Annotated in this window: 23 protein-coding genes; 10 read left to right on the top strand and 13 right to left on the bottom strand. The window is 40.3% G+C overall.

The features are described from left to right. The first annotated feature begins 590 nt into the window (after positions 1 to 590). Both H6G75_RS17735 and H6G75_RS17730 read left to right on the top strand, forming a co-directional pair. A complete protein-coding gene (locus H6G75_RS17735) occupies positions 591 to 2,030 on the top strand; it encodes a TldD/PmbA family protein (protein WP_190981336.1) in 1,440 nt (479 codons plus the stop codon). A 113-nt stretch (positions 2,031 to 2,143) separates the two neighbouring features. Further along, the gene (locus H6G75_RS17730; protein WP_190981335.1) at positions 2,144 to 3,487 is read left to right on the top strand and encodes a TldD/PmbA family protein; all 1,344 of its coding nucleotides are present in this window, start codon (positions 2,144 to 2,146) and stop codon (positions 3,485 to 3,487) included. Positions 3,488 to 3,611: 124 nt separating this feature from the next. On the opposite strand, the gene H6G75_RS17725 is transcribed toward H6G75_RS17730, so the two are convergent. The 3 genes from H6G75_RS17725 to H6G75_RS17715 all read right to left on the bottom strand — a co-directional run bounded on the left by H6G75_RS17725 (position 3,612) and on the right by H6G75_RS17715 (position 5,768). Further along, positions 3,612 to 3,794, bottom strand: coding sequence for a DUF6887 family protein (locus H6G75_RS17725; RefSeq protein ID WP_190981334.1), 183 nt, complete (start codon positions 3,792 to 3,794; stop codon positions 3,612 to 3,614). Between the two features lie 110 nt (positions 3,795 to 3,904). Next, a complete protein-coding gene (locus H6G75_RS17720) occupies positions 3,905 to 4,042 on the bottom strand; it encodes a hypothetical protein (RefSeq protein WP_190981333.1) in 138 nt (45 codons plus the stop codon). 55 nt (positions 4,043 to 4,097) lie between these two features. Then, complete coding sequence (locus H6G75_RS17715; RefSeq protein ID WP_190981332.1) at positions 4,098 to 5,768, bottom strand: DNA repair helicase XPB; 1,671 nt, start codon at positions 5,766 to 5,768, stop codon at positions 4,098 to 4,100. Positions 5,769 to 5,905: 137 nt separating this feature from the next. Here H6G75_RS17715 and H6G75_RS17710 point away from each other — a divergent pair, with 137 nt between their 5' ends. After that, entirely contained in the window at positions 5,906 to 6,481 is a 576-nt protein-coding gene (locus H6G75_RS17710) for a Uma2 family endonuclease (RefSeq protein WP_190981331.1), read from the top strand. A gap of 32 nt (positions 6,482 to 6,513) precedes the next feature. On the opposite strand, the gene H6G75_RS17705 is transcribed toward H6G75_RS17710, so the two are convergent. The 5 genes from H6G75_RS17705 to H6G75_RS17685 all read right to left on the bottom strand — a co-directional run bounded on the left by H6G75_RS17705 (position 6,514) and on the right by H6G75_RS17685 (position 11,108). Beyond that, positions 6,514 to 6,846: a Ycf66 family protein gene (locus tag H6G75_RS17705; RefSeq protein WP_190981330.1), complete on the bottom strand. Its 333-nt coding sequence runs from the start codon at positions 6,844 to 6,846 to the stop codon at positions 6,514 to 6,516. An 8-nt stretch (positions 6,847 to 6,854) separates the two neighbouring features. Continuing rightward, entirely contained in the window at positions 6,855 to 8,693 is a 1,839-nt protein-coding gene (locus H6G75_RS17700) for a helicase-associated domain-containing protein (protein ID WP_190981329.1), read from the bottom strand. A 164-nt stretch (positions 8,694 to 8,857) separates the two neighbouring features. Next, positions 8,858 to 9,541 carry a DivIVA domain-containing protein gene (locus H6G75_RS17695; RefSeq protein WP_190981328.1) on the bottom strand — a complete coding sequence of 228 codons (684 nt, stop codon included), beginning with the start codon at positions 9,539 to 9,541 and terminating at the stop codon, positions 8,858 to 8,860. Continuing rightward, complete coding sequence (gene coaD, locus H6G75_RS17690) at positions 9,430 to 10,002, bottom strand: pantetheine-phosphate adenylyltransferase (protein WP_190981327.1); 573 nt, start codon at positions 10,000 to 10,002, stop codon at positions 9,430 to 9,432. Before coaD ends, H6G75_RS17695 begins: the two co-directional genes overlap by 112 nt. Positions 10,003 to 10,190: 188 nt before the next feature. Continuing rightward, complete coding sequence (locus tag H6G75_RS17685) at positions 10,191 to 11,108, bottom strand: histone deacetylase (protein WP_190981326.1); 918 nt, start codon at positions 11,106 to 11,108, stop codon at positions 10,191 to 10,193. A gap of 142 nt (positions 11,109 to 11,250) precedes the next feature. On the opposite strand from H6G75_RS17685, the gene H6G75_RS17680 reads away from it, so the two are divergent. Next, on the top strand, positions 11,251 to 12,267 hold the full coding sequence (locus H6G75_RS17680; RefSeq protein WP_190981325.1) for a mechanosensitive ion channel family protein: 1,017 nt from the start codon (positions 11,251 to 11,253) through the stop codon (positions 12,265 to 12,267). Positions 12,268 to 12,657: 390 nt separating this feature from the next. Here H6G75_RS17680 and H6G75_RS17675 read toward each other — a convergent pair whose 3' ends face one another. After that, positions 12,658 to 14,667 carry an S-layer homology domain-containing protein gene (locus H6G75_RS17675; protein WP_190981324.1) on the bottom strand — a complete coding sequence of 670 codons (2,010 nt, stop codon included), beginning with the start codon at positions 14,665 to 14,667 and terminating at the stop codon, positions 12,658 to 12,660. A 219-nt stretch (positions 14,668 to 14,886) separates the two neighbouring features. Between H6G75_RS17675 and H6G75_RS17670 the strand changes: the two genes are divergently transcribed. Together H6G75_RS17670 and H6G75_RS17665 are read left to right on the top strand one after the other, a co-directional pair. Continuing rightward, the gene (locus H6G75_RS17670; RefSeq protein WP_190981323.1) at positions 14,887 to 15,777 is read left to right on the top strand and encodes an alpha/beta fold hydrolase; all 891 of its coding nucleotides are present in this window, start codon (positions 14,887 to 14,889) and stop codon (positions 15,775 to 15,777) included. A 223-nt stretch (positions 15,778 to 16,000) separates the two neighbouring features. Beyond that, entirely contained in the window at positions 16,001 to 17,005 is a 1,005-nt protein-coding gene (locus H6G75_RS17665; RefSeq protein ID WP_190981322.1) for a serine/threonine-protein kinase, read from the top strand. Here the strand turns inward: H6G75_RS17665 and rimM are convergent. Both rimM and H6G75_RS17655 read right to left on the bottom strand, forming a co-directional pair. Beyond that, positions 16,988 to 17,602 carry a ribosome maturation factor RimM gene (gene rimM / locus H6G75_RS17660; RefSeq protein ID WP_190981321.1) on the bottom strand — a complete coding sequence of 205 codons (615 nt, stop codon included), beginning with the start codon at positions 17,600 to 17,602 and terminating at the stop codon, positions 16,988 to 16,990. The genes H6G75_RS17665 and rimM overlap by 18 nt on opposite strands. 242 nt (positions 17,603 to 17,844) lie before the next feature. After that, a complete protein-coding gene (locus tag H6G75_RS17655; protein WP_190981320.1) occupies positions 17,845 to 19,128 on the bottom strand; it encodes a valine--pyruvate transaminase in 1,284 nt (427 codons plus the stop codon). A 228-nt stretch (positions 19,129 to 19,356) separates the two neighbouring features. Between H6G75_RS17655 and H6G75_RS17650 the strand changes: the two genes are divergently transcribed. The 4 genes from H6G75_RS17650 (at position 19,357) to fghA (ending at position 22,653) form a co-directional block, all read left to right on the top strand. Then, the gene (locus H6G75_RS17650; RefSeq protein ID WP_190981319.1) at positions 19,357 to 20,466 is read left to right on the top strand and encodes an S-(hydroxymethyl)glutathione dehydrogenase/class III alcohol dehydrogenase; all 1,110 of its coding nucleotides are present in this window, start codon (positions 19,357 to 19,359) and stop codon (positions 20,464 to 20,466) included. Between the two features lie 122 nt (positions 20,467 to 20,588). Continuing rightward, a complete protein-coding gene (locus H6G75_RS17645) occupies positions 20,589 to 21,248 on the top strand; it encodes a Uma2 family endonuclease (protein ID WP_190981318.1) in 660 nt (219 codons plus the stop codon). Between the two features lie 51 nt (positions 21,249 to 21,299). Further along, positions 21,300 to 21,779, top strand: a complete 480-nt coding sequence (locus H6G75_RS17640) for a DUF29 domain-containing protein (protein ID WP_190981317.1) — start codon at positions 21,300 to 21,302, stop codon at positions 21,777 to 21,779. Between the two features lie 31 nt (positions 21,780 to 21,810). Further along, on the top strand, positions 21,811 to 22,653 hold the full coding sequence (fghA, locus tag H6G75_RS17635) for an S-formylglutathione hydrolase (RefSeq protein WP_190981316.1): 843 nt from the start codon (positions 21,811 to 21,813) through the stop codon (positions 22,651 to 22,653). 4 nt (positions 22,654 to 22,657) lie between these two features. Here fghA and abc-f read toward each other — a convergent pair whose 3' ends face one another. Beyond that, complete coding sequence (gene abc-f, locus H6G75_RS17630) at positions 22,658 to 24,265, bottom strand: ribosomal protection-like ABC-F family protein (protein WP_190981315.1); 1,608 nt, start codon at positions 24,263 to 24,265, stop codon at positions 22,658 to 22,660. A gap of 352 nt (positions 24,266 to 24,617) precedes the next feature. After that, complete coding sequence (locus H6G75_RS17625) at positions 24,618 to 25,211, bottom strand: Uma2 family endonuclease (RefSeq protein ID WP_190981314.1); 594 nt, start codon at positions 25,209 to 25,211, stop codon at positions 24,618 to 24,620. Positions 25,212 to 25,216: the final 5 nt, after the last annotated feature.

Below are 25,216 nucleotides of genomic sequence, written 5' to 3'. Positions count from 1 at the left end.
TAATTAGATAGCAATCTATCTAGTAATTGTCGCCACACAGAATTTAATTCTGAATTCTGACTCCTGAATTCAGAATTGATAAATCAACTATGATTACTATATTTCGACTTTTGTAAACTTCACATTGCGATTTATTTGAGGAAAAAAACTCAACTACAAAAGCCATTATTTTGGTAAATTTTCATCACCCAAAACCGATATATAGAAGTAATGTTATATTTTCATGACATTACTTAGCAACCAATTTCTTCTGGAATTTACAACTTTCTTGATTAATGGCTGGTTTCTGCATTATTGCACTAAATTTAACTTTGAGACTGTGTGGTCATAACAGTCTTGAAAAAGCAGGTCAGGTCTGATAATTTACAGCGATTAGGGTAAAAGTTACGCGATACAAATTAGTATCAAATACAACCAATTTTGTTAAAAAACATAAAAATTTTCCAGCTTTTAAGAAAAGCAGAGTATATTACAGAGTTTGCCTAATATCTGGTTAGTTGATAGCTAATACGGAATTAGTAAAACAGAAAAAACCCATAAAAAAACGAAATTGTCAATTACAAAATCAGGAAATTTACCTTTCAATTATTATGTGGTCTGAATTAACAAAAGCGATCGCTAGTTTTCATATTCCGGCTGATTGGATCGGGATCAGAGCCGTCAGAGAAACAGCCGCCAACCGTTATGTGCGCGATGGTATACCCCAGGCTAACGGTAAATCTACCACTGAGGGAGCCATGATCGAAGTTTTGGTGAATGGCTGTCTGGGTTATGCAGCTACCAACTCATTAGAACTAGAATCTTTAGAATCTGCGGCACAAATCGCCTATAAACAAGCACTTGCTGCTAGTAAATGGTGGATATATCCGTTTAAAGAAACCGAACGTCCTAAAGTTGTTGGTGAATACAACTCGCCATTTTTAGAACCCTTAGACACGCTGAGTCCCGGAGAAATCAATGATTTGTTGGTGCGGATGTGCCGGACGCTAAAAGTACACGACAAAATTGTCCAAACCACAGCCAGCATCAGCACCAGTGAGAGAGAAAGCTGGTTTGTCAGCAGCAATGGTTCAGAAGTATATCAAAAGTTTATTTCTTTAGGGACTAATTATGGTGCGATCGCCCAAGACGGCGCAATTGTCCAACAGCGTACAAACAACGGTTGGCAAGCGCATTGTTATCAAGGTGGATGGGAAGTTTTAAGACAAGAACATCTATGGCAACGGGTACAGCAAGTAGGAGAACAAGCTCTAGAACTGTTAACCGCCGAAGAATGCCCCAATACCTGTACCAACTTGGTCTTAGCCCCAGACCAAATGATGCTGCAAATTCATGAAAGCGTCGGACATCCCCTAGAAATCGACCGAATTTTAGGCGATGAGCGCAACTATGCTGGCGGTAGCTTTGTCTCCACCCAAGATTTTGGTCAGCTAGTCTACGGTTCGCCATTAATGAATATTACCTTTGACCCCACAGTGCCGGGTGAGTATGCCAGCTATGGTTTTGATGATACTGGCGCAGTTGCTACACGGGAATATGTGATTAAAGAAGGCGTATTACAACGGGGTTTAGGCAGTTTAGAAAGTCAAGCCAGAGCCGGAGTCCCTGGAGTAGCTTGCGCCCGTGCTTGTTCCTGGAATCGCCCAGCAATTGACCGTATGGCTAACTTAAACCTAGAAGCAGGAAACGCGACCTTTGCAGAAATCATCAGCGACATAGAACATGGCGTTTACATGGAATCAAATCGTTCTTGGTCAATTGACGATCGCCGTTATAAATTCCAATTTGGCTGCGAATATGCCAAATTAATTGAAAATGGCAAACTCACCAAAACCCTCCGCAACCCCAACTATCGCGCCACAACCCCAGAATTTTGGCACAGCTTAATCAAAATCGGCAATCAAGATAGCTGGCAAATGTACGGCACTCCATACTGTGGTAAAGGCGAACCAAACCAAGCAATTTGGGTAGGACATGGTTCACCAGTTTGTGTATTTGCTAATGTTGAAGTCTTTGGGGGAGGGAGTTGAAGAAAGTGCTGAGTGCTGTTAGCGGTAGCGGGGCGTTTAGCCCGTGCTGAGTGCTAAGTTTTTATTATCGCCCTTGCTTCCATCTCATTTTCCTTGTCAAGTGTGTCATACCAATGAAACAAGAATTAACTGCTTTAGAATCTAGCTTTAATCAGTTGTTAGAAACTCTGCTCATCAAAAAATTAGAGCATGAGGAATTTACCCTCAAACTCAGCAGCGAACAAAGTCAATTTACGCGGTTTAATCATGCGAAAGTTAGACAAACTGGCTGTGTAGCTGATGGGTCGATTGAACTAACTTTAATGGCAGAGCAACGCAGTAGTTCTAGACAGTTTCCCTTTACCGGCAATTGGGAAAAAGATTGGCAAAAAGCACATCAAGCTTTACAAGAATTACGCGATGAAATAACTATATTACCGATTGACCCTTATTTAGTTTTGCCTTCCGGCAATAATACGAGTAGGGAAGTTCATCATAGTAATTTATTAGCACCAGAAGCCGTAGTTTCTAGCATCTTAGCAGAAGTCACAGAACTCGATTTTACTGGTATTTATGCTGGGGGTATAGTAATTAAAGCTTATGGCGATTCTAGTGGTCAAAAGCATTGGTTTGCCACCGATACTTTCACACTAGATTATTCATTGTTTATTAATTCGGGTAAAGCTGTAAAAGGTACATTTGCTGGTAATAATTGGGATGTAGCAAGTTACGCAGCAAAAATCAACGAAGCAAAAAAACAAATAAAGTTGCTATCACATCCAGCAAAAGAGTTACCTAGAGGGCAGTATAAAACTTATTTTGCACCTGCGGCTGTGGCTGATTTATTACAGATGCTTTCTTGGGGTGCTGTCAGTGAAGCAGATATCCAACAAGGAAACAGTGCTTTAGCTGCTTTATCTCGTAAAGAAAAACAGTTATCTGCCAAATTTAGCTTAAAAGAAAACTTTCAATTAGGCTTAGTACCACGCTTTAATGAACTAGGGGAAATGGCAGCACCAGAGTTAGCGATAATTGACAATGGCTTATTAGTAAATAGCTTAGTTAACTCGCGCACTGCCAAAGAATATCAAAAAACTGCTAATGGTGCTAACAGTTCCGAAACCTTACGCACGCCAGAAATCAGTCCAGGAAATTTAAAATTTGAGCAGATTTTATCCAGCTTAGATACAGGGTTATACGTCTCGAATTTACATTATTTAAATTGGAGCGATCGCCCCACAGGTAGAATTACAGGTATGACCCGTTACGCCTGTTTTTGGGTAGAGAACGGCGAAATCGTTGCACCCATCGAAAATCTCCGCTTTGACGACAGTCTCTATCGTTTTTGGGGAGAAAATTTAGTCGATTTCACTAATTTCCAAGAATTTATTCCTGAAGTTGACACTTATGAAAACCGTAAATTAGGTGGTAGTTTAGTGCCTGGGATGTTAGTCAATGATTTTACCTACACTTTGTAGGTGTAGGAGGTAGTGGTTCGTCTACGCTCACCAACCAGAGGTAGAAGTAAAAAAGAGTTTAGTAATTAGTCTTGGATGTAATGAGGTGAAAGTTAGCAGTGACTTTAACAACGATTCTGATTACTCATTGTTGAATTTCTAAGCGTTGTTTTACTATTTCAATAAACTCATCAGTATTGACTGTTGTACCGTCTTGTTGAATGCGTAAAACAGCTTCGTGTACAGCATCATCATCATCACGATGTTCTAAAATATACTTTCTTAACTCCTCTAGGGACATTGCTTTATAATTGGGCTTGCTGTTCATAAATACCTATAGCAGTACTATTTGAGAAATGAACAAAAGAGACAAGGAAAACATAGGGAAACAAGGTAGAGAGATGTTTATATATCATTGAAGATTGCCATATAGCAGTCCTAAATCATTTGTAAAATTTCTATATCTTTTTCTTCTTTCTTACCTTTGCTTCCTTGGCGTTCTTGGTGAAGCAGTCCGGTCTTGGGGGTTTCCCCCATGAGGAACTGCTGAACCCGGAGGGCGGTTCGTTTCCACATCTATGTTTTTAACGACTCGTCTAGGATTGCTGTATATCTGCTTTTTAATTTTCAATTAATCAATAATTTCAATTTGATAACTATAGCCTTGCTCAGTTAAAAATAACTGACGATGACGGGCAAAATCTTCCTCACAAGTACGCAGTGAAACTAAAGTATAAAATTGCGCGGGACGACCATCAGATTTAGGACGTAAAACTCTACCCAAACGCTGGGCTTCTTCTTGGCGAGAACCATATTTACCAGATACTTGAATGAGAACATCTGCATCGGGTAAATCAATGGCAAAGTTACCAACTCTGGATAAAACTAGTCCGCCTAATTCGCCTTCTCGAAAGCTTTGATAAAGTTTTTCTCGTTCTTTTTCAGGAGTTTTGCCAGTGATTAGGGGTAGTTGGGTAACTTGGGCGATCGCTTCCAATTGCGACAGAAATTCGCCAATAATTAAAATGCGGTGTCCTGACTCTTTTGCTAACAACTCTTTGATAACTTCCAGCTTGCGCGGATTTTCGGCGGCGACACGAAACTGATTCCGCCTGGGTGCTAAAGCATATTCCATCTGGCGTTCTTTATCTTGAGATACACGAATTTCCGTACAACTCGCCGTGGCGATAAAACCTTCACCTTCCAATTCGCGCCAGGGAACATCGTACCGTTTCGGCCCAATCAGGGCAAAAACATCACCTTCTCTACCATCTTCCCGAATCAAGGTGGCGGTGAGTCCCAAGCGGCGACGGGCTTGCAGTTCAGCAGTGATGCGGAAAACTGGTGCGGGGAGGAGATGAACTTCGTCGTAAATAATTAAACCCCAAGAACGCGCACTAAATAAATCAAAGTGGGGAAAATCACCGTCGCGTTGATGGCGATAAGTCAGGATTTGATAAGTTGATAAGGTAATTGGCCCTGTATTTTTGACTTCGCCACTGTATTCTGCGATCGCATCTTCTGGTAAATCTGTTTTATCTAACAATTCCCGCCGCCACTGTCGCACCGATGTTAAACTAGTTGTTAGTACAAGTGTACTCTCTTGCACGGCGGCGATCGCAGTCATACCGACAATTGTCTTACCTGCACCGCAGGGTAGCACAATTACGCCACTGCCACCTTGTACTCTTCCCGACTGATAAAATGCTTCTGCTGCTTGACTTTGGTAGTCCCGCAGCAGAAATTTTTTGCCTGTGCGTGTCTCATCGCGCAACTGTATTGCTAAAGCATCACCCGTAACATAACCTGCAATATCTTCCGCCGGATAGCCAGCCCCTAACAAAGCCTGTTTGAGTACGCCGCGCAAACTCGCCGCGACTTGAAAGCAAACTTCAGAAAGTCGCTCACCTAATAAAGGCGCAACTTGTTTATCCCGTGACAGCAACTCTGCTAAAGGCTGATCACTTATCCGCAGCAGTAAATTATCTCCATCCCGTTCAATTACCGTTAAGCCATAGCGACTACCCAAAGTGCTGATTTCTTGGGCGACTGCTTCCGGGATAGGATATTTTGCATAGTCCCGCAACGCCGCTACCATCGCTTCCACCTGCATCCCCGCCGCCCGTGCATTCCAAATACTTAGGGGTGTAATTTGGTAGGTGTGGATATGTTCGGGACTTTTGATTAGTTCAGCGAAAGGTGCGATCGCTTCTCTAGCTTTAGCAGCGTTGGGAGAATGTACTTCTAAAAGAATAGTGCGATCGCTCTGCACAATCAGTGCATTTTCTGGGATGTAAGACATGATTTTGTCAGCTAAATCCTACGAAATATAATTTTGTAATTCTTTGTAATGTGAATAGTACTTCTGTCGAGCAATAGTATAGATAGCCTAAAATATTAAAATAGAATATCTTTAAAAAGACGAAGTGAGGTAAATTTGTGCAAATAATAGAACCACAATATTTTACCATACAAGAATATTTAAACTTAGAAGATAACGCTTATTTTAAAAGTGAGTATATTGCCGGAAGAATTATTCCAATGGCTGGTGGAACTGCAAATCATAATCGAATTTCTGGTAATTTTTATGCTATTTTGAATTTTGCTTTTAGGCAACAAGATTATGAAGTATTTAATAGCAATATGCGTTTGTGGATAGCTCAACAACGTATTTATACATATCCCGATATTTCTATTGTTGCAGGTAAAATAGAATTTATGGAAAATCGGACAGATACCATCACAAATCCAAAATTAATTGTTGAGGTATTATCAAAATCTACTGAAAATTATGATAGAGAAGTAAAATTTAAAGCATATCGTACTTTACCATCTTTTGAAGAATATTTATTAGTTGAGCAGGAGAGAATTTTTGTAGAACATTTTTCTAAAAGTGCTAATAAGCGATGGTCTTTGCAAGAATATGATGCCGAAGATGAGTTTATTAATTTAGTTACTGTTCCCTTGGAAATTAAATTACAAGATTTATACAACAAGGTCGAATTTGAAGTTTAATCTGAGGTTTAACAATGCTCGCTTACTTTAAACTACCGATTTCTATAACCCCCATTAATCACAATATCTTTAATACATAGATAAATAATCAACACAGTCAGTAAGAATTGCATAAATTGTAAAATAGGGTCTAATCGCCAGCCTTGAAAAACTAGGATCAACCCAGAAGTTAGCAGAAAAATAGGGATAATTATAGTTTGAAAAACATAAATAATTAAAGATAAAGTTTCTAATCTTCTCGCACGTTGAATTAGCAAAATTATCATAGCCAGTATGTAAGCTACAGCAAAAATCATCTGCACAAAACCAATCAAACTGGCTGTATTGAAACCGAAATTTACTTGCATTAAAATTAATTCGTTCATAAGAAATTCTAACCACTCAACGCAATACTATAACCCAACTTTTTCACGGCGTTACGGAATTTAGTTTCTGATTCGCTAGGCACAACTAAATGCTTTTCTCCGGCTAAGAAACACAGCTTTTTGGTGCGAGAATCGTTTGCAATTAATACAGCTAAAGCAGCATCAGTGCATTCTATCAACCGAGCTTGACCGCGATCGCGCAAACTATTGCCCCGCGCTTCAATATCTGCTAAAAATTGATTGACTGTCTCTGGTATTTCATGACCACTCCGGGCTTGCAGAAATTCTCGTAATTGGGTTATACTTTGCCCTTCTTCTATCGCACCTAGTAACTTAGCTGTCTCCAACCGCCACACTGCATCCGAAATTTTTTGGGCGTAAACATCCAGTACCAGAGTATCAGCAGGAGTAAGTGGTTCGCCAGTCGCGGCTATTTCTAAGTTTGGTAATACTCGAAATACCGCCCTTACTTCTAACGGTGGCGGTGTATAGTCGTTTTGCAAACCCAAGCAATATGCACCCAAGGGTGTTAATTGCAAACACATCAAACCATCGTAACGGCTGAGAAACGGTAAGTCATCGGTTCCCCATAAGTCGGTATAATCAGGACGAACGCCGCCGGGGTTAACGTAGGCGATATTAATCATCCCCAAAGTGGCAACATATTCAAATAGCAGACATAAAGCATATCTGCCTTGCAAAATCTCCCAATCATCGCCACCATTACCTAAGCTACCGTAATGGGAGTCACTAATATACAAGTTCCAAGGATTGCGGGTAACTTCAAAATTGTAGCCTTTGACGAGAATGCAGCGAAACAGTTCATTAACGCCCATCCAACGCCCCACAGGACACTCGGCTAAGGCTTTGGTAATGGCTTCGCGGCGTTTGTCTGGGGCTGTTAAACCTTGCTTACCTTTGCCTGTTTGCCCTTTAATAGAATCTATGCGGCGTAGTTCGTCTAATACTTTATTTTTTAGCCATTTTTTCCAAATATTGCGGATGGTGGCTGCGGGTGGGTTTGTCAGGGCTTTTTGTCCAGTTTTGGTTAATACTAGGCGTTTGCTAGAAAGTTCGGCTAAACCTGCGGCTTGGACTAACATTGCCCAGGCGAAGGGCTTAATAAAACCGATTTTTTCGTAAGCTTGTTTTGCTTCGTCGTCGTTGTAATAATCGCCGCCAGTCAGTACAGAGGCGATCGCACTCATACTACTATTATTTGGATATCCAGTTTTATCACTAACACTGAGTTTTCCAGCGTTAATTAATCGCAGTACCGCGAGTAAATCTTGTTGTGCAGCAGTTTCCATCTCACACTGCTTGACGACAATTTCTTTTTCATGGGTTTCTCGTTCGCGGGTTTTCCAGTTCCATTCTCGCCACTGCAAACGAAAAACCTCTGGACATTTATCTAAGCTAGTAATTGAAAATTCTGCTGGTGGCGAAACAAATGCTTTTAAGCGTGTTTGTAAATCTTGAGGAATAATATTGCTGTAGATAAATAAACACAACAACGATGGTTGACGCTTGTAACCGTATACGTCAGATGTTCCCCAATTAGGTTCTTCCAGATATTTAGCGTAGAAACTTGTAGCGTTAAACAAACCATCTGTGTTGTAAATTGTTTCCGCTACTGCCTTTTGTTGCAGATGATCTAGTTCTCGCCACAATTGTTGCAGATTTTCCCCCACAAGATAACGGTGAATCACTGCAATGATTTCCGCTTTGCGTGTGGGTTTGCTATTAGTATTTAGTAACGCTGCCAGCTTTTTTAGTTGATCAACAGATAATTGTTGTAAAGCCTCATCAACTGTGGAAATGCTTAACTGATCCTGATAGTAAGGCATGGCAATGCACTAGAAATAACCTGCGATTTTCGACCTATAAGCAAGATAGGTTTAGGAAAATCTTACAATATTAAGTGCTGAGTGCTGAGTGCTGAGTGCTGAGTCAAGAAAATATACTAACCTCTAGTCTCTAACCTCTAACCTCTAGCCCCTAACCTCTAACCTCATTTCTTTTTTGAAGAATAATTCTGAGATTGATTTTCTTGGCGTAATTGTTGTCTGCCATTGGTGATAATTCTTAACATATCTTTGAGGTCTTGCTCGATATTTTCGAGGACACTATCGGCATATTGATCAGCACCATCTTCAATTTCTTGGGCTTGTGCGATCGCAGTTTGACGCATTTGTTCTAATTCTTCCATACAAGCTTGCCGCCTGCGTTCAATTTCCGCAAGGGTTTCTTGCATCATCGCCTCGCATTCTTGCTGGGTTTTGCGCCGTAGCTGTTCCGCTTCGTGTTCCGCCTGCCTGAGAATATCACTTTCTGCCAAAATTTGCGCTCTTTTGGCTTGGGCAGCTTCGACAATTTGCTGTCCATATTCTTCGGCTTCTAGCATCACATCTTGCTTGTGTTGCAAAATTTCCGTTGCTTCTTGGAACACCGAAGGTAAGGAGACACGAATAAAATCAAGCTGTTCAAAAAGTTTGTCTTCGTCTATTAATGTGCGCCCCGTTAGGGGAACTCGCCAACTCGACAAAATCAAATCTTCTAAACGGTTGAGTTCTTGCTGAATATCTACTCCTGTTCGGGAGTTGTCCCCGTTGCCGACTCCATTGGGATACTCTGGAGGGGAGGGATAACTGCCGTTGTGGTTGGGTTCGCTATTGGATAGTTGTGGTTGTAGCATTTGTATATATCTAAAGCAATGTGCGGGGGAACAAGATGATCGACAGAACCACCAAATCTTGCGATCTCTTTTATCACACTACTACTTAAAAAACTATACTCATTTGATGTTGCGAGAAAAACTGTTTCAATTTGAGTAGACAGAGTTTTATTCGTGTGAGCCATCTGTAATTCTACTTCAAAGTCAGAAATTGCTCGTAAACCGCGTAACAACACTTGTGCTTGGCGCTGTTGGGCATAATTTACAGTCAATCCGTCAAAACTATCTGCTTCAACATTTGGTAAGTGTTGCGTAGCTATCCGAATTTGTTCTAATCGTTGCTGCACAGTGAACAACGGCACTTTATTAGGATTCCGCAGTACAGCGACAATTACCTTGTCAAACAGCCGACTACCACGTTGAATAATATCAAGGTGTCCTAAAGTAATGGGATCAAAACTGCCGGGATAGATAGCAATCACAATATTCGGTGTATCACAGTTATTGAGGTGATTATATCGGATTACTCTATGCTGAGTTGAAAGTGCTGAGTGCTGAGTGCTGAGTGGGAAGACAAGGTAGAAAGATTCCTTCCGTGTCTTCCTTGTCCCCCTTGTCCCCCTTGTCTCCCTTGTCTCCCCTGTAACCTGTCACCTATAACCTGTAACCTCTAAAGCCCATACTGACGATAAACCTCACTAGCAGCGCGATGAATAAGAGAATGTCGCCACACTAGAGATTTCATATCATCGGCGTATCCACCGCCAATTACACAGGCGACGGGATAACCTGCGCTGACACAGGTATGTAAAACTTGCATTTCTCGGCGGAATAGCCCTGTATCAGTTAAAGCTAATTTGCCCAAGCGATCGCCTATATGAGTATCCACCCCTGCATCGTAAAATACTAAATCAGGACGAATCTCCGATAACAAATCTGGCAAATATTCAGCTAAAGTTTGCAAATAAGCATCATCTTCCATTCCTATAGGAAGAGGCACATCTAAATCACTTTTTTGTTTTGTACCGGGAAAATTAATTTCACAGTGCATTGAGAAAGTAAATACACTGGCATCATCCTCAAATATAAAAGCTGTACCGTCGCCTTGATGCACATCCAAATCGACTATTAGAATTTTCTGTACCAGTCCAAGTTTTTGTAAAACGCGAGATGCGATCGCTAAATCGTTGAAAATACAAAAACCAGATCCATAACTGGGGAAGGCGTGATGAGTTCCCCCAGCCGTATTGCAAGCCAAACCCTGACTTAACGCCATTTGAGCCGTGAGTATCGTACCACCAACCGCCACACAGGTACGATTGACTAAAGCTGGACTCCAAGGCAACCCGATACGGCGTTGGGCTTTATAATCTAGGGTTCCATCACAATATGCTTGCACATAATTTGGTGTATGCACTAACTCAATCAACTCTGGTGATGGACGCTGTGGAGTGTGAAACTGTTCTATTTGCGCCACCCCATCACTTAGTAGTAATTCGTACAATTTACTAAACTTAGCCATCGGGAAACGATGTCCTTCTGGCAAAGGTGCAACATAGTCTGAATGATAAATTATTGGCAAGTCCATATTATGTATTTTTAACTATAATCTGATACTAAATATACCTAAATATTAAAATAATCCTGTTTTTGTCAGATGAGTTTTAGCAATAATTGTTTTATAATGTTGCTTTAATTTTTGTCATTCAATTTAAGAAATCAAATTAATTATGACCCAATGGATTTTACCAGCCGCCCTAATTTTATTTAGCTTTTTAATTGGTATAGTTTGCGAAAAATTCTTATTTCATAAGTTCAAAAAAATCATTATCCAAAAACATATCCCTGGTAGTCAGATAATTTTTTATGCTTTACATCGGGTTACTTTTGTTTGGTTTCTATTAGCAGGTTTTTCATCGGCTTTAGTCGCTGCATCTCCCAACCTCAACCCAGAATTAAAAATTGTCTGCCAAAGAATCATTACAATTATTTTTCTCTGTTCCCTCACTTTAGTTTTAGCAAGGCTGACTGCTGGTTTCGTCAATTCCTGGACACGGAAAACTGAAGGAGTTTCAGCCTCACTAATTTCTAATCTGGTAAAAACGGCAGTTTTTATTTTAGGCATATTAATTATCTTACAAACATTGGGTGTAGCAATCACACCGCTAGTCACGACGTTAGGAATTGGTGGTATCGCTGTTGGTTTAGCACTGCAAGATACTTTAGCAAATTTATTTTCTGGTTTTTACTTAATTATTTCTAAACAGGTAAGAACTGGAGATTACGTCAAACTAGATGAAGGACACGAAGGTTACGTTACAGATATTACTTGGCGCAATACTACAATTAAAGAGCTTTCTAATAATGTGGTGATTGTCCCTAACTCAAAATTAGCCTCAGCAATTTTCACTAATTATCATCTCCCCGCCAAGGAAATTACTTTAACAATGAACGTCGGAGTTAGTTATGACAGCGATTTAGAACAAGTCGAAAGAGTTACTGTCGAAGTTGCTAAAGATGTTATGCGAGAAATTGCCCCAGAATTAATTGCCAATGAACCTTATATTAGATTTCATACCTTCAATGATTTTAGTATCGATTTTACTTTATATATGCGAGTCAGTGAATACTTTGATCAGCGCATGGGTAAACATTTGTTTGTCAAGAAATTACACAAGCGTTATCAAGAATTAGGGATTTCAATTCCATTTCCCATTAGAGAGATTTATGTTCAGAATAATAATTGAATCTAGGGGCTAGAGTATATGTATTATCTGTAGTGGCGTGGCAAGGCTAAAATAGAGCATAAAAATGACTCTTGTGGTGTGGGCATCCTGCCCGCACCGGACGGGCTAGAAGCCCATCCCACAAGAAATTTATAATGCAACATTTAAGGCTTGTCACGCCAGTAGGGTGTGTTAGGTATAAGCCGTAACGCACCAAGAAATTTGCGGTAGATACCTTACTCTTGCCGATACAACATCCTACGTACATTTCAAAAATAAAATATGATTTCTAGAGATAAAAAAGAAGGTAAAAGATAGACAATCAAAAATGATTTTCATCTTTTACCTTGGAGTTGTATCCTACTGTGCATTGGTAGAAACAATGAATAGCGTTTCTACAAAACTTGAATATTATCTTCTACCTGGAGTTCTCCCACCTTCATCGTTACTACCACCGTGGGGATGAGAGTTACCAGGATCGCAGCCTTCAGAACCGTTACCAATTCCTTGGTTACAATGACGACGGAGTTTTCTGGTTGCGCTTGTATTACTTTCTTCCAGTTCGGCTTGCTGCTGTGTTTGTTCTACAGAGTACTGTGAGTTAATCTCGACAGCTTCACCAGTGCTGACTAACGCTTTATATATCAAAGCGGCAACTTCGGCTCTTGTGGCTACCTTATCAGCATTCAAAGTTTGAACATTGGGATAGTTAACTACAATACCGCGTTCTGTTAGTGCCGCGATCGCATTTCGCACATCACTGCGAATAGTTGCAGCATCTGAATAAGCTGCCAAAATAGATTCTGTAGAACCGCTAAAGGTGTAGTTTAAGCCTCTAGCTAACGATAGCAAGACTTCTAAACGAGATAAGGCTTGGGTGGGGTTGAATTTATTCCCCGAAATTTCGAGAAAGCCCGTAGAATAAGCCTTACCGATAGCACTGTAAGCCCAATAATTTGCCGATACATCTCTAAAGCTCACAGTCTGACGAATGTTGGCCTTTTCAAAAGCTTGGCTAATCATCGCAGCAAATTGGGCGCGAGTTACCTGTTCATCAGGACGGAAAGTCCCATCAGGAAAACCTTGAATAACTTGCAAAGCTGCTAACTCGGCAATAAAATCACTAGCCCAATAGTTACTCGAAACGTCGCTAAACTTAAATTGGATACCTTGAGCTACACCAATTTCCCGGTAACTCATCATCATTTGACCGATGTCATAAGTAGAACTATCATCATCACTAACTTCGTTAAGTTCTACTAAACGGCCGGGTTCAGCTTTTAAAGCTTCTGCCAAGCTGTAACTGAAAGTGCTGATTGTTTGGCGTATTAAGGCAAATTTACCACTACTAAAGGATGTCGGATAAACACTATTGACTGCAACTGAGGATACATTTTCTGCCTCAAACTGGTTGACTTTCACTGTTTGAGAACTGCTCAGAAAAGTTACCCGTTGGTCGCTAACTTGGGTAAAGTAGTCGTAAGTGGTGCTATCAGAATCAATTGTGCCGTCTTCATCGGCATCAACTCCGTAGACAGTGCGAACAACTTGATATTCGCTGGGATTAGCCGCCAAAATTAAGTTCACAGTACTGAATGCTGATAAAGATTCAAATTCGCTGTAGCCAATAAAGCGGTTTTGAGTATCGTATAATCGGACAACTATGCGATCGCCTGCTTTAATACCTTTAACAAATTTTGCTCTGTGCTTGAGTTTATATTTGTAGTCACCAAGAAATCTTTCTTTTAAGAAATTGTTGTGGCGTTTCGATTTCAAGGAAACACGGGCAATTACTTCCGAAAATTCCCCAGATGGTTGCAAAATAGCCAGATTAAAACCTGTTTTTTTGGCTTTAACTACTGTACTCGCCGCACTCACTTGGGTATTACGTTGGGCGACGACATTTCGTTGAACTCTAGTCCGACTAACTTGACGAGTACTAGTTTCTCGACGCTCAATTAAAGCTGTCAAACTCTGGGTAGACTCTTCATCAAGTTTGGCAACACTTCCCGACTCATCTGTGCGGTATACCCAAACTTGCTTGGCGTTGCTAACTACTACATGCCAACCAGGGACTACTGCTTGAGAACAGTTATCTTCTGCTTTTAAACCCAAACAGCCATTAGACCAAGTTTGCTGTTGGGCTTTAATTACACGTAAAGTTGAAGCTTGTGAACCGGTGCGACTGGAAATATCTTCTAAAACAGCATCTTTGACTGATTCTGGTAAATCTGACTCTTTACTACCTAACTCATCTGCTAACAGTTGTTGCGTTGTAGAGTTAACAGGTGTTTGCGCGATGGTGGAAGAGAACCGAGGAGTTGCAGAAGCTGAAAAGATGGGCGAAAACATTGCCACTGAAGTAGCAGCAACGATAACTTGGCTCAAATGAGCAAAAGAACGAGTTTTTTTGTGTTTCATCTCACACCATACCAATCGGTGAGTAAGTGAAGAGAATGTGAATTCCCTTGACTTATTAAGCCCGTTGTGCAGATGAAATGAACACTTCTCTAAATAATTTGGATTACTTAACAATAGTGCGATCGCCTAGTTTAGTTAACAAAGTAGCGCACGAGCGATCGCATTGCCCAAAGTTCTCTAGACTTTACTATATAAAGTAATAGTTTAGGAATCTTAATAATGACCTTAACAACCCAGCAACTACCATCAGTCGATTTAGAAAAATTTATTTGGACTTGGCAGGGGCATAAAATTCAATATACCGTCATGGGTACAGGCAAGCCCTTAGTATTGGTGCATGGCTTTGGTGCGTCTATTGGACATTGGCGGAAAAATATCCCGGTGTTAGCCGAGGCTGGTTATCGGGTATATGCTGTAGATTTGTTGGGTTTTGGCGGTTCTGATAAACCACCATTAAATTACTGTGTAGAAATCTGGGTAGAATTACTCAAAGATTTTTGGACGGCGCATATTCAAGAACCTGCGGTGTTTGTCGGGAACTCCATTGGCGCACTGATTAGCTTGATAGTGTTAACAGAACATCCTGAAATTAGTGCTGGTGGGGTGTTAATTAACTCAGCAGGTGGTTTGAGTCATCGTCCCCACGAATTGAACCCACCACTACGTATTGTGATGGCGACTTTTAATCGTGTGGTGCGATCGCCTTTAACTGGTAAATTTGTCTTTAACCGCATCCGCCAAAAATCTCAAATTCGTCGCACTTTATATCAGGTTTACCGGAACCGGGCTGCTGTTACTGATGAATTAGTTGATTTACTTTATACACCTTCTTGCGACCCAGGAGCGCAACAAGTGTTTGCTTCCATCCTGACAGCGCCGCCAGGCCCTAGCCCAGAGGAACTTTTACCCAAAGTTGAACGTCCTTTATTAGTGATTTGGGGCGCTGATGACCCTTGGACACCCATTACTGGGGCGAAGATTTACGAAGATGCGCGTGCGAATGGTAAAGATATCAAAATTGTTCCCATTCCTAACGCTGGTCATTGTCCCCACGATGAAGTTCCAGAGATTGTCAACACCCAAATGATCAATTGGTTAACACAAGTGTGAAGTCTGAAGTGTGAAGTCTGAAGTATTAACTTCTGTATTTACAGAGAGTTTCAAATTAGTGAAGTAGACTATCTAGGTTTTCTAGTCCGACATCAAGATGATTTTACTTCTGAATTCTGACTCCTGAATTCTTTTTTCTATTTCAGACTTCATACTTCATTTACCGGGTGAGTACCTTTTATTCTGATTGCACCTTGACAAAATCAAACTCAGGTGGTGTGTAATGGAGCTTGATGTGCGTAATAAAGGGACAATTCCCGTAAGTCACCATCCAGATTTTTCTGTGCAAGGCTATCAAGTAATTCGAGAACTGGGACGTAATCACGCAGATGAACGCATTACTTACCTTGCTTATGACTGTAAATTTCAACAACCAGTGGTGATAAAAGAGTTCAACATTGCCCATGAAACTACTGATTGGTCGGGTTTAAAATCTTACGAACAGGAAATTGCTATCCTGCAACAACTTCAGCATCCCCGCATTCCCCGCTACATAAATTCTTTTGCAACCTCAAAGAATTTTTATCTAATCCTAGAGTATAAAAATGCTGTACCTTTAGAGGCAAAATATAACTTGTCTCCAACTGAAGTTAAGCAGATAGCCATCTCACTTTTAGAAATTTTGGTTTATTTGCAGCAACAAATTGACCCAATTATTCATCGGGATATTAAACCAGAAAATGTTTTAGTGGATGAGCAACTTAATGCTTATTTAGTTGATTTTGGTTTGGCTCGCCAACAAAATACCAAAATAGCTTTCACTACCTTATCTGCTGGTACTCCTGGTTTTATTCCCCCAGAAGAAAAGTTTGGTTATGCTTTGACACCAGCTTCAGATTTGTATAGTGTTGGGGCAACATTGCTTTGCTTACTCACCAATACCCAAACAGCGAATATTGGTCATAGCGGCTTACAATTTCCCAAATTAGTAAATCATCTCCATCCCAGTTTTCGGTCTTGGTTATGGACAATGGTGCAACCTAACTGGAAAGACCGCTATCTGAATGCTTCAGTGGCTTTAGCTGCACTCAAATCAATTCCCGTTACAGGTAAGGCTTCTGTCATGGAAATTTTACTAGCTGCAATCAAGTTGAAAAAACGTACAGCGATGTTAGCCTTAGCCGGGTTGGGAATGTTAGCAGTCGGACTAACAACGTTAGTTTTTTCGCAACCAGGTGGTGCAACTCAGCAGTTAGAAGAAAGCCAATCTTTAATTGATATCAAGTAAACCTGGTGGCGGTAAAATTTCCACGCGCCGAGATGGAATATCTACGACTGGTGTGATTTCTTTAACAAAGGGAATTAAAACTGTTTTGTTAGCTTTTTCATGATTGAGTAATTCCACTTCGAGTAAATCATTACCAGCAGGGATGACATCTACCACTTTCCCCAACAATTCACCGGAAGTTTGTAAGAAAACTTCCAAACCAATTAAATCGACAACATGATATTCATCTTCGCCTAATTCGGGGCGATCGCTTGCCGGGACAAATAATCTACAATCACGTAATTCTTCGGCTTGGTTGCGATTGTCCACCCCAGCTATACTAATCACATACAAGTTTTTTCCTTCCAAATAACGCCCATCTAATAATTCTATTGGTTGCGGTTCTGTTTGCCCAGGACGCAATAACCAACGTGTTCCCGATACTTCAAAGCGTTCGGGAAAATCCGTTTCTGGATAAACTCGTAATTCTCCAGCCAACCCTTGAGGCGCAACAATTTTCCCAATTGCCAACCAGTCATCTAAATTGGGGAGTGGGGAATTGGGAGTTGGGAGTGGGGGTTTTTTTTCTGTTTTTTGATTCTTCGGTTTTTTGGTCATTGGTTAATAGTCAAAGGTCAATAGTCAACAGTAGCCCCGACGACTGGAATTCGCGGCTATAAAAACAAAGTCCGCACTTCGACAAGCTCAGTGACTACCTGCGCGGACTAAAAAAAATCAGAGGTTTGGAACCCGCGCAGCCGCGACTTCAGTCGCTAGGCACGAGAATAAAGCAAAGCAGTCAAAGTATAAAGCACGAATACCAGGCATAGTAAAACTTTTACCTCCTGCCTCCTGCCTTCTCACGCACTCACCGCCGCCTGCTGATAAACTTGCTCTGCAACTTTGGCGAGACGTTGCATAGCAGCTACAATCTCAGCATCGCTACCAGTTAAGCTAATGCGTAAACATTGGTGTTTGTGTGACCATTCTTCTTGTAAACCAGGGAAGAAGGTACTACCAGGAACCACAATAACTCCAACTTTTTTGAGTTCTTGGTAAAATTCCCAATCAGTGATGGGTAAATCTTTCAACCATAACCATGCAAAGATTGCGCCTTCACCACGGTGGAGGAACCAAGGTAAATCTTTAGGCATAGCAGCATCTAGAGTAGTTTCCAGAACTGCAAACTTGTTTTGATAAAAAGGCCGAATGACTGTTGTTGCAATTTCTCCTAGTTTACCGGAGTTGATCGCACGAGAGGCGATCGCTTGTCCATAACGAGAAGCATGAATACACAAGTTTGTCTGGAAGCATTCGAGAACTTGAATGAATTTTTCATCACCAATAGCGACACCAATACGTTCCCCTGGTAATCCGGCTTTAGATAAACTCATACAGTGAATAATATTTTCCCCAAAAATCGGCTGCATCTCTGTGAAGTTCAAAGCCGGGTAGGGGGGCGCGTAAGCAGAATCAATCAACACAGGTACATTGTAATTTGCCGCGAGGGCAGCAATTTTGTTGACTTCATCAGCTGTGAGGACGTTACCAGTGGGGTTGCATGGACGAGAGAAGATAATACAACCAGTTTGTTCTGACACAGCCAATTGGCTAAAATCAGGGCGATATTTAAATTTATGGTTAGCTGCGTCTATATCCAGAGTTGGTTTGTAAGCAATTAACGCCTCTGGTTGCAAACACACGCCGCCATAGCCTGTGTAGTCGGGGCTGAGTGGTAAAACAATTTGTCGCAGTTCACCGTTGCTGGTGGAACCACCAAAGGAATTTGCCGCGTAGAAATAAAGGCTTTGGCTACCGGGAGTAATTAAGATATTGCGAGAGGTTAAGTTTAAACCATAGCGTTTGTTGAAGTCATTAGCGATCGCTTCAATTAACGGCGCATAACCTTGACTTGCGCCATAACGACAAACCACTTCCCCATATTCCGCACTCGCCAACAGTTCTGCCGTTGCATCGCGCCACAACTGTTCCACCTCTGGCAAAATCAACGGGTTTCCCGCACTTAAATTAATTAACTCCTGCCCCTGACTCGCTTGCAACGTTTCTACAATGTCCTTCATAATCGCTCGTACACCAGTGAGGTTGGACATTTGAGCGCCAATTTTCGTTAGGGCAGGGTTCATAAGCTTTGTAGAATTAGAATTAACTGAGATGTTGACAAAATTATAAAATTCATGCGGCGGATAGATATCATCTTCCAAGTTTGCCGCCTGTAACTAATGTACCAATCTCACAAAAAAATGCAATTTTAGTTCAACATTTCTAGTAAAAATCAAAAATTCTTCTCAGCATCCATTGATGCTAAACCATAAGATTTTATTAATACAACTTATATCTAGGAGGGCTAACTCGTGGAAGTTAAAGCCGCAGTAGCTTATGGCGCGGGAAAGCCGCTAACTGTTGAAACTGTGCAACTATCAGGGCCACAAGCTGGAGAAGTTTTAGTAGAAATTAAAGCTTCGGGAGTTTGTCACACTGATGCTTATACCCTTTCGGGTGCTGATCCTGAAGGTTTATTTCCGGCAATTTTAGGTCATGAAGGCGCTGGTGTAGTCGTAGAGGTGGGTGCTGGTGTTACCAGCGTCAAACCAGGAGATCATGTCATCCCACTCTACACCCCAGAATGCCGTCAATGTGAATATTGTCTCAGCCTGAAAACCAATCTCTGTCAAGCAATTCGCGCCACTCAAGGACGCGGTGTTATGCCCAACGGTACGAGCCGTTTTAGTATCGGTGGCGAAATGATTCACCATTATATGGGTACATCCACCTTTGCTAACTACACAGTATTACCAGAAATTGCTGTCGCTAAAATTCGAGAAGATGCCCCATTTGACAAGGTTTGTTACATTGGTTGCGGTGTCACCACAGGTATAGGTGCAGTGATTTATACCGCCAAAGTAGAACCGGGTGCAAAAGTTGTAGTCTTCGGTTTGGGTGGTATTGGCTTAAACGTCATCCAAGGAGCGCGGATGGTAGGAGCCGATATGATTGTGGGGGTAGATATTAATCCCAGCAAACGCGCCTTAGCCGAAAAATTTGGGATGACGCACTTTGTTAACCCTAAAGAAGTGGAAGGTGATTTAGTTAGTTACTTGGTTGATTTAACTAAAGGCGGCGCAGACTACACCTTTGAATGTATTGGTAATGTCAAAGTGATGCGTCAAGCATTAGAATGCTGCCATAAAGGTTGGGGTGTGAGTGTCATTATTGGTGTGGCTGGCGCAGGACAAGAAATCAGCACACGTCCGTTTCAATTGGTTACAGGAAGAGTGTGGAAAGGTTCAGCCTTTGGTGGTGCAAGAGGACGCACAGATGTGCCGAAAATTGTTGATTGGTATATGGATGGCAAAATCAATATAGATGATTTAATTACCCATGTAATGCCAATTGAAGAAATTAATCATGCTTTAGAATTAATGCACAAAGGTGAATCTATTCGCAGTGTTGTAACTTTTTAGATTCAGTGAAGAGAATAGCTAGGTTGGGTGTAGCGATCGCGTAACCCAACAAAGTCTTGATAATGTTGGGTTCAGTTCCTCCACCTAATTAATTTAATTGCTACCAAACTTGGGAGATGCAAATGATTACTACTAGTGAAGTGATAAGCAATCCTCAAGAAATACAACTTGCAGAAAAGCGCGTCACGCTAAATAACATTAGTTGGGATGCTTATGAGCAAATTCTTGATGCTTTGGGTGATAATCGTGCAGCCCATCTGACATATTATCAGGGAATGTTGGAGATTATGACACCTTTAGAAGAGCATGAAAGTGGTAGTGAAAATATTGGTATGTTGATTCATCTTTTGACTGAAAAACTGAACCTTAATATCAAAAGTATGGCTTCAACTACACTAAAAATACCAGGATTAAAAGTAGGGGCAGAACCGGATAAATGTTACTACATTCAAAATGAACCTCTTGTCAGAGGTAAAACAGTAAATTTAGCCGTAGACCCGCCTCCCGATTTAATCTTAGAAGTAGATATTACCCATACAGATATCAATAAAAAGCAAATGTATCAGGATATGAAAGTTCCTGAATTTTGGCGTTACAACGGTACAAAATTAACTATTTACCTTTTAGAACAAGGCGAATACAGAGAATCAGAAATTAGTAATACATTTGCGATATTAACTAAATCAATGGTTTACGATTTTTTGGCTCAATGCAAAACTCAAGGTGAAACTCAAACTAAACGTGCTTTTCGTAAAATGTTGCAAGCACAAATTCAGCAGTAGTTTAGTTATTAACAATGATTAAATAGCATAAAAATTGAATCAATTTTAACTATGCAAACCCCCCAAAGCAAACAAACAAATCTCTATGAAACTGATTTTTATGCTTGGAGTCAGCAACAAGCTGATTTACTGCGTCATCAACAATGGCATCAACTTGACTTATCCAATTTAATCGAGGAAATTGAATCATTGGGAAGAAAGGAACGCCAAGAATTGCGAAATCGCCTCAGCATTTTAATTGCACATTTATTAAAATGGGAATATCAACCGACAAAACGCAGTCGCAGTTGGTTAGCGACAATTCGCATTCAACGGCGGGATATTCTCAAATTGCTAGAGGAAAATCCAAGTTTAAACTCTTATTTAGAAATCGCAATTCAGGAAGCTTATGAAAATGCTAGAGATTTAGCATCAGGAGAAACAAACCTCCCACTTTCAACATTTCCTCAGCAATGTTACTATATCTTCGCTGACATTTTTAACGCCAGCTTTTATCCTGGTGAACCTGCAAGCGATGATTTAATGGAATAATAGCGATCGCAACAAATTCGCTACACAAATCATGACGCATCTGCAAATTCTCTCCGAATATAAATGCTTTGACGGGAAACTCGGCTTTTACTCTCATACTTCTGCAACTTGTCACAGTGAAATGCGCTTTGCTGTTTATCAACCACCACAAGCAGCAAAAAAACCCGTACCAGTCCTCTACTTCCTCTCTGGTTTGACTTGTACAGAAGAAAATTTCATGGTCAAAGCTGGGGCGCAACGCTACGCCGCCGAGCATGGTTTAATGTTGGTAGCACCAGATACTAGTCCGCGAAATACTGGTATTGTTGGTGAAAATGATGCTTGGGATTTCGGCACAGGTGCAGGATTTTATGTTGATGCTACCGCAGAACCTTGGCGATCGCACTATCAAATGTATAGTTACATTGTCCAAGAATTACCTGCTATCATTGCAGCTAACTTCCCCATCCAAGCAGATAAACAAGGTATTTTTGGTCATTCAATGGGGGGACACGGGGCTTTAGTTTGTGCTATACGTAATCCCCAACAATATAAATCAGTGTCTGCTTTTGCACCCATCGTTGCACCAATGAATTGTCCTTGGGGACAAAAGGCTTTTAAGGGTTATTTAGGCAATAGTCAAGATAATTGGCGTGCTTATGATGCGAGTGAATTAATCAAACAATTAGGCTATCATAGTCTCATTTTAATTGACCAAGGCACGGCAGATAAATTTTTAACTGAACAACTAAAACCAGAAATATTTGAACAAGCCTGTGCATCTGTAAATCAACCCCTCAATTTACGTTACCAACCTGGCTATGACCATAGTTACTATTTTATTGCTAGTTTTATTTCTGATCACATTCGCCATCATGCAATCGCGCTGAATTAAAACTTTAACACTGACCAATTTCTTGATAATATTGCTCAAGCTGATTGGGTAAGTAGTTTGTCATTTGTAAACTTTGCTGTTTCACTTGCCAACTGTGGTTAATATTGATGCGACTTAAAAAATCAATATCATGAGAAATGACCAATAAAGCGCCTTGATATTCATTGATGCCGATGACCATTTGTTCTACAGTTTCAATATCAAGATTATTAGTTGGCTCATCGAGAATTAGCAAGTCAATTTCGGATATGCTAATCATAGCGATCGCTAGTCTAGCCAACTCGCCACCACTCAATACAGATGCTGATTTATGCACATCATCATATTTAAATAAAAAGTGTCCTAGTTGTTGACGCAATAACTGATAACTCAAATTGGAATTAGCAGACTCCATGTTTTCGAGAATTGTCTGCTGACGATTTACGAGTTGATAAGTTTGGTCGAGATAAACAGCTTTCATGACAGGTGTAATTAAAATCTCACCTGATTCTAATAACACTGTTTCCTTCGCCATTCCCAAAATAGCTTTAGCTAAAGTCGATTTCCCTGAACCATTTGCCCCAATAATTGCAATGCGTTCACTTGAAGAAATATGCAACTGAATATTTTGGATTAGTAACCGATTAGCCACCCAAAGATTTGTACCTTGAATAGCAATTAAATTCCGTCGTTTTTGATTGCTTTCTTCTAAATGAATACTGGTAACTTTGGTAGTTTTAATCTTTGTCTCTGCAACTTTTTGGGTTGCTTTGGTTACAGCCGCTTCATGTTTTGTTTTAGCTGTTCCTGCTGCGGCTTCGGCTTTAGTTTTAATTAATCCAGCCGCCATTCTGTCAATACTACCATTGAGTAACTTGGCTCGACCTTGACGTTGTGCTTGGGCGGCGCGTTGCTGTTCTTGCATTGCTGTAGCTTGGGTGCGTTTCAGTTCCTTTCTGGCTACTTCGTGCGATCGCATTGCCACTTCTAATTCTATTTGCTTTTGTTGTCGATAATCAGAAAAATTGCCTCCATATACTTTTAATTGATTGGGGGTAAGTTCCCAAGTCACAGTAATTACTTGATCTAAGAAAAAAGGTTTGTGAGAGACAATGACATAAGCACCAGCAAAATTTAAAAGTAACTGTCTCAAGTTTTCTAATGCAGGTAAATCTATATGATTGGTTGGTTCATCCAGCAACAACAAATTTGGCTGTTGTGATAAACCAATTGCCAAAAATAATTTCGTCAATTCTCCACCGCTTAAATTAGCCATTGGTAATGATAAATCAATGGTTGTGTTGAATTTGGTTTGCAAAATCTCTACAATTTCCCACCATTCATCAGAAATTGAAATTAAATAATTCAACACTGTATCTGCATTAATTGATTCTTGAATAGTGCTAATTTGAGGTAAATAGTAAACACTACCCTGTCGAAATACCGAACCAAATTTAGGCTGAATCTGACCAGCAATTATCTTCAATAGTGTTGATTTTCCAATACCATTGCGACCAACTAAAGCAATGCGATCGCCTATTGCAATACTTCCTTGAATACCTGAAAACAATGGCTGCATATCACTGAGTTCATAACTTAAATTCTCAGCGATTAATATTGATTTTTTCTGCATTCTTACCAAACCTCAAATCATCAAATTTTACCCATATATGCACACATATTACGGGCGAATTGAACAGACAAAATATTCAGATATAATGGCATCTGCATCCAGAATCAACCACAGATAAATGCGGTTAAACTCACAATATTGAGGATAAAAACAAAAATTCTAGCTCATGATTATTTGAAGTAACCCTGTCAAACTTGGCGTATCTATTCGGTTTTGACAATTTTTTTCTGGTACTACTTCATTTCAGCTATCTCGATGAGATGTGATGAGGTTTGATATAGACTACAGTGTAGCACAAAAGCATTACGAAAAGCGAAGAATCTTCACACAAATGTAGTATGTGTCACAAAAATTAAATTTCTTCTCCAACTGTGGACAAATTCACACTTTCGTAAATATCAGTCAAAGAAATAGCAAAATCTATTGTTTGGAGTGATAAAACTGCGTCTAATGATTCGTATTCTGTTAATACCCATTGATTATTAGCATTTTTAGCGTAATGCTCAATTAAGTATTCATATTGATTAACTATAATATATTCTTTGAAGGTGGGAATAGAACGGTAAAATCTAAATTTATCAGTTTTATCATGGCTCTGTGTTGATTTAGATAATACTTCTATAATGACTGTAGGATTTGTGACTGTAGTAGTGCTATTTCCTTCATATATTGGTTCCCCTTCAATCACCATAGCATCGGGATAAGTATAGATACGGTAACGAGATATCCACAATCTTACATCGCCTATGTAGATTTTGTAATTTTTACCCCGCATCTTCAGTTTAAAATTAGCGTAAAAATTACCCGCTATTTCGTTATGGTTTGTAGTTCCACCTGCCATTGGCACAATTTCCCCATCGTAGTATTCACTTTTAAATTCGGATGTCTCTTCTAGTTGGAGATATTCTTCGGGAGTGTAGTGTTTTTTTTGTGTTTGGATTTGCATAATTT

The sequence above is a fragment of the Nostoc sp. FACHB-280 genome (genome assembly GCF_014697615.1).
In the GTDB taxonomy this organism is placed as follows: domain Bacteria; phylum Cyanobacteriota; class Cyanobacteriia; order Cyanobacteriales; family Nostocaceae; genus Nostoc_B.
The sequence above is the reverse complement of the archived record's forward strand: the minus strand, read 5'-3'. Positions and strand labels throughout refer to the sequence as shown.

Excerpts from the sequence above, each read along its gene's own strand:
- H6G75_RS17695 (WP_190981328.1), bottom strand. The coding sequence starts at position 9,541 with ATGCTACAACCACAACTATCCAATAGCGAACCCAACCACAACGGCAGT.
- H6G75_RS17700 (WP_190981329.1), bottom strand. The coding sequence starts at position 8,693 with ATGCCTTACTATCAGGATCAGTTAAGCATTTCCACAGTTGATGAGGCT.
- H6G75_RS17655 (WP_190981320.1), bottom strand. The coding sequence starts at position 19,128 with ATGAACCCTGCCCTAACGAAAATTGGCGCTCAAATGTCCAACCTCACT.
- H6G75_RS17645 (WP_190981318.1), top strand. The coding sequence starts at position 20,589 with ATGATTACTACTAGTGAAGTGATAAGCAATCCTCAAGAAATACAACTT.
- H6G75_RS17685 (WP_190981326.1), bottom strand. The coding sequence starts at position 11,108 with ATGGACTTGCCAATAATTTATCATTCAGACTATGTTGCACCTTTGCCA.
- H6G75_RS17675 (WP_190981324.1), bottom strand. The coding sequence starts at position 14,667 with ATGAAACACAAAAAAACTCGTTCTTTTGCTCATTTGAGCCAAGTTATC.
- rimM (WP_190981321.1), bottom strand. The coding sequence starts at position 17,602 with ATGACCAAAAAACCGAAGAATCAAAAAACAGAAAAAAAACCCCCACTC.
- H6G75_RS17625 (WP_190981314.1), bottom strand. The coding sequence starts at position 25,211 with ATGCAAATCCAAACACAAAAAAAACACTACACTCCCGAAGAATATCTC.
- H6G75_RS17705 (WP_190981330.1), bottom strand. The coding sequence starts at position 6,846 with ATGAACGAATTAATTTTAATGCAAGTAAATTTCGGTTTCAATACAGCC.
- fghA (WP_190981316.1), top strand. The coding sequence starts at position 21,811 with ATGACGCATCTGCAAATTCTCTCCGAATATAAATGCTTTGACGGGAAA.
- H6G75_RS17715 (WP_190981332.1), bottom strand. The coding sequence starts at position 5,768 with ATGTCTTACATCCCAGAAAATGCACTGATTGTGCAGAGCGATCGCACT.
- abc-f (WP_190981315.1), bottom strand. The coding sequence starts at position 24,265 with ATGCAGAAAAAATCAATATTAATCGCTGAGAATTTAAGTTATGAACTC.
- H6G75_RS17670 (WP_190981323.1), top strand. The coding sequence starts at position 14,887 with ATGACCTTAACAACCCAGCAACTACCATCAGTCGATTTAGAAAAATTT.
- H6G75_RS17640 (WP_190981317.1), top strand. The coding sequence starts at position 21,300 with ATGCAAACCCCCCAAAGCAAACAAACAAATCTCTATGAAACTGATTTT.
- H6G75_RS17735 (WP_190981336.1), top strand. The coding sequence starts at position 591 with ATGTGGTCTGAATTAACAAAAGCGATCGCTAGTTTTCATATTCCGGCT.
- H6G75_RS17725 (WP_190981334.1), bottom strand. The coding sequence starts at position 3,794 with ATGAACAGCAAGCCCAATTATAAAGCAATGTCCCTAGAGGAGTTAAGA.
- H6G75_RS17720 (WP_190981333.1), bottom strand. The coding sequence starts at position 4,042 with ATGTGGAAACGAACCGCCCTCCGGGTTCAGCAGTTCCTCATGGGGGAA.
- H6G75_RS17680 (WP_190981325.1), top strand. The coding sequence starts at position 11,251 with ATGACCCAATGGATTTTACCAGCCGCCCTAATTTTATTTAGCTTTTTA.
- H6G75_RS17665 (WP_190981322.1), top strand. The coding sequence starts at position 16,001 with ATGGAGCTTGATGTGCGTAATAAAGGGACAATTCCCGTAAGTCACCAT.
- H6G75_RS17730 (WP_190981335.1), top strand. The coding sequence starts at position 2,144 with ATGAAACAAGAATTAACTGCTTTAGAATCTAGCTTTAATCAGTTGTTA.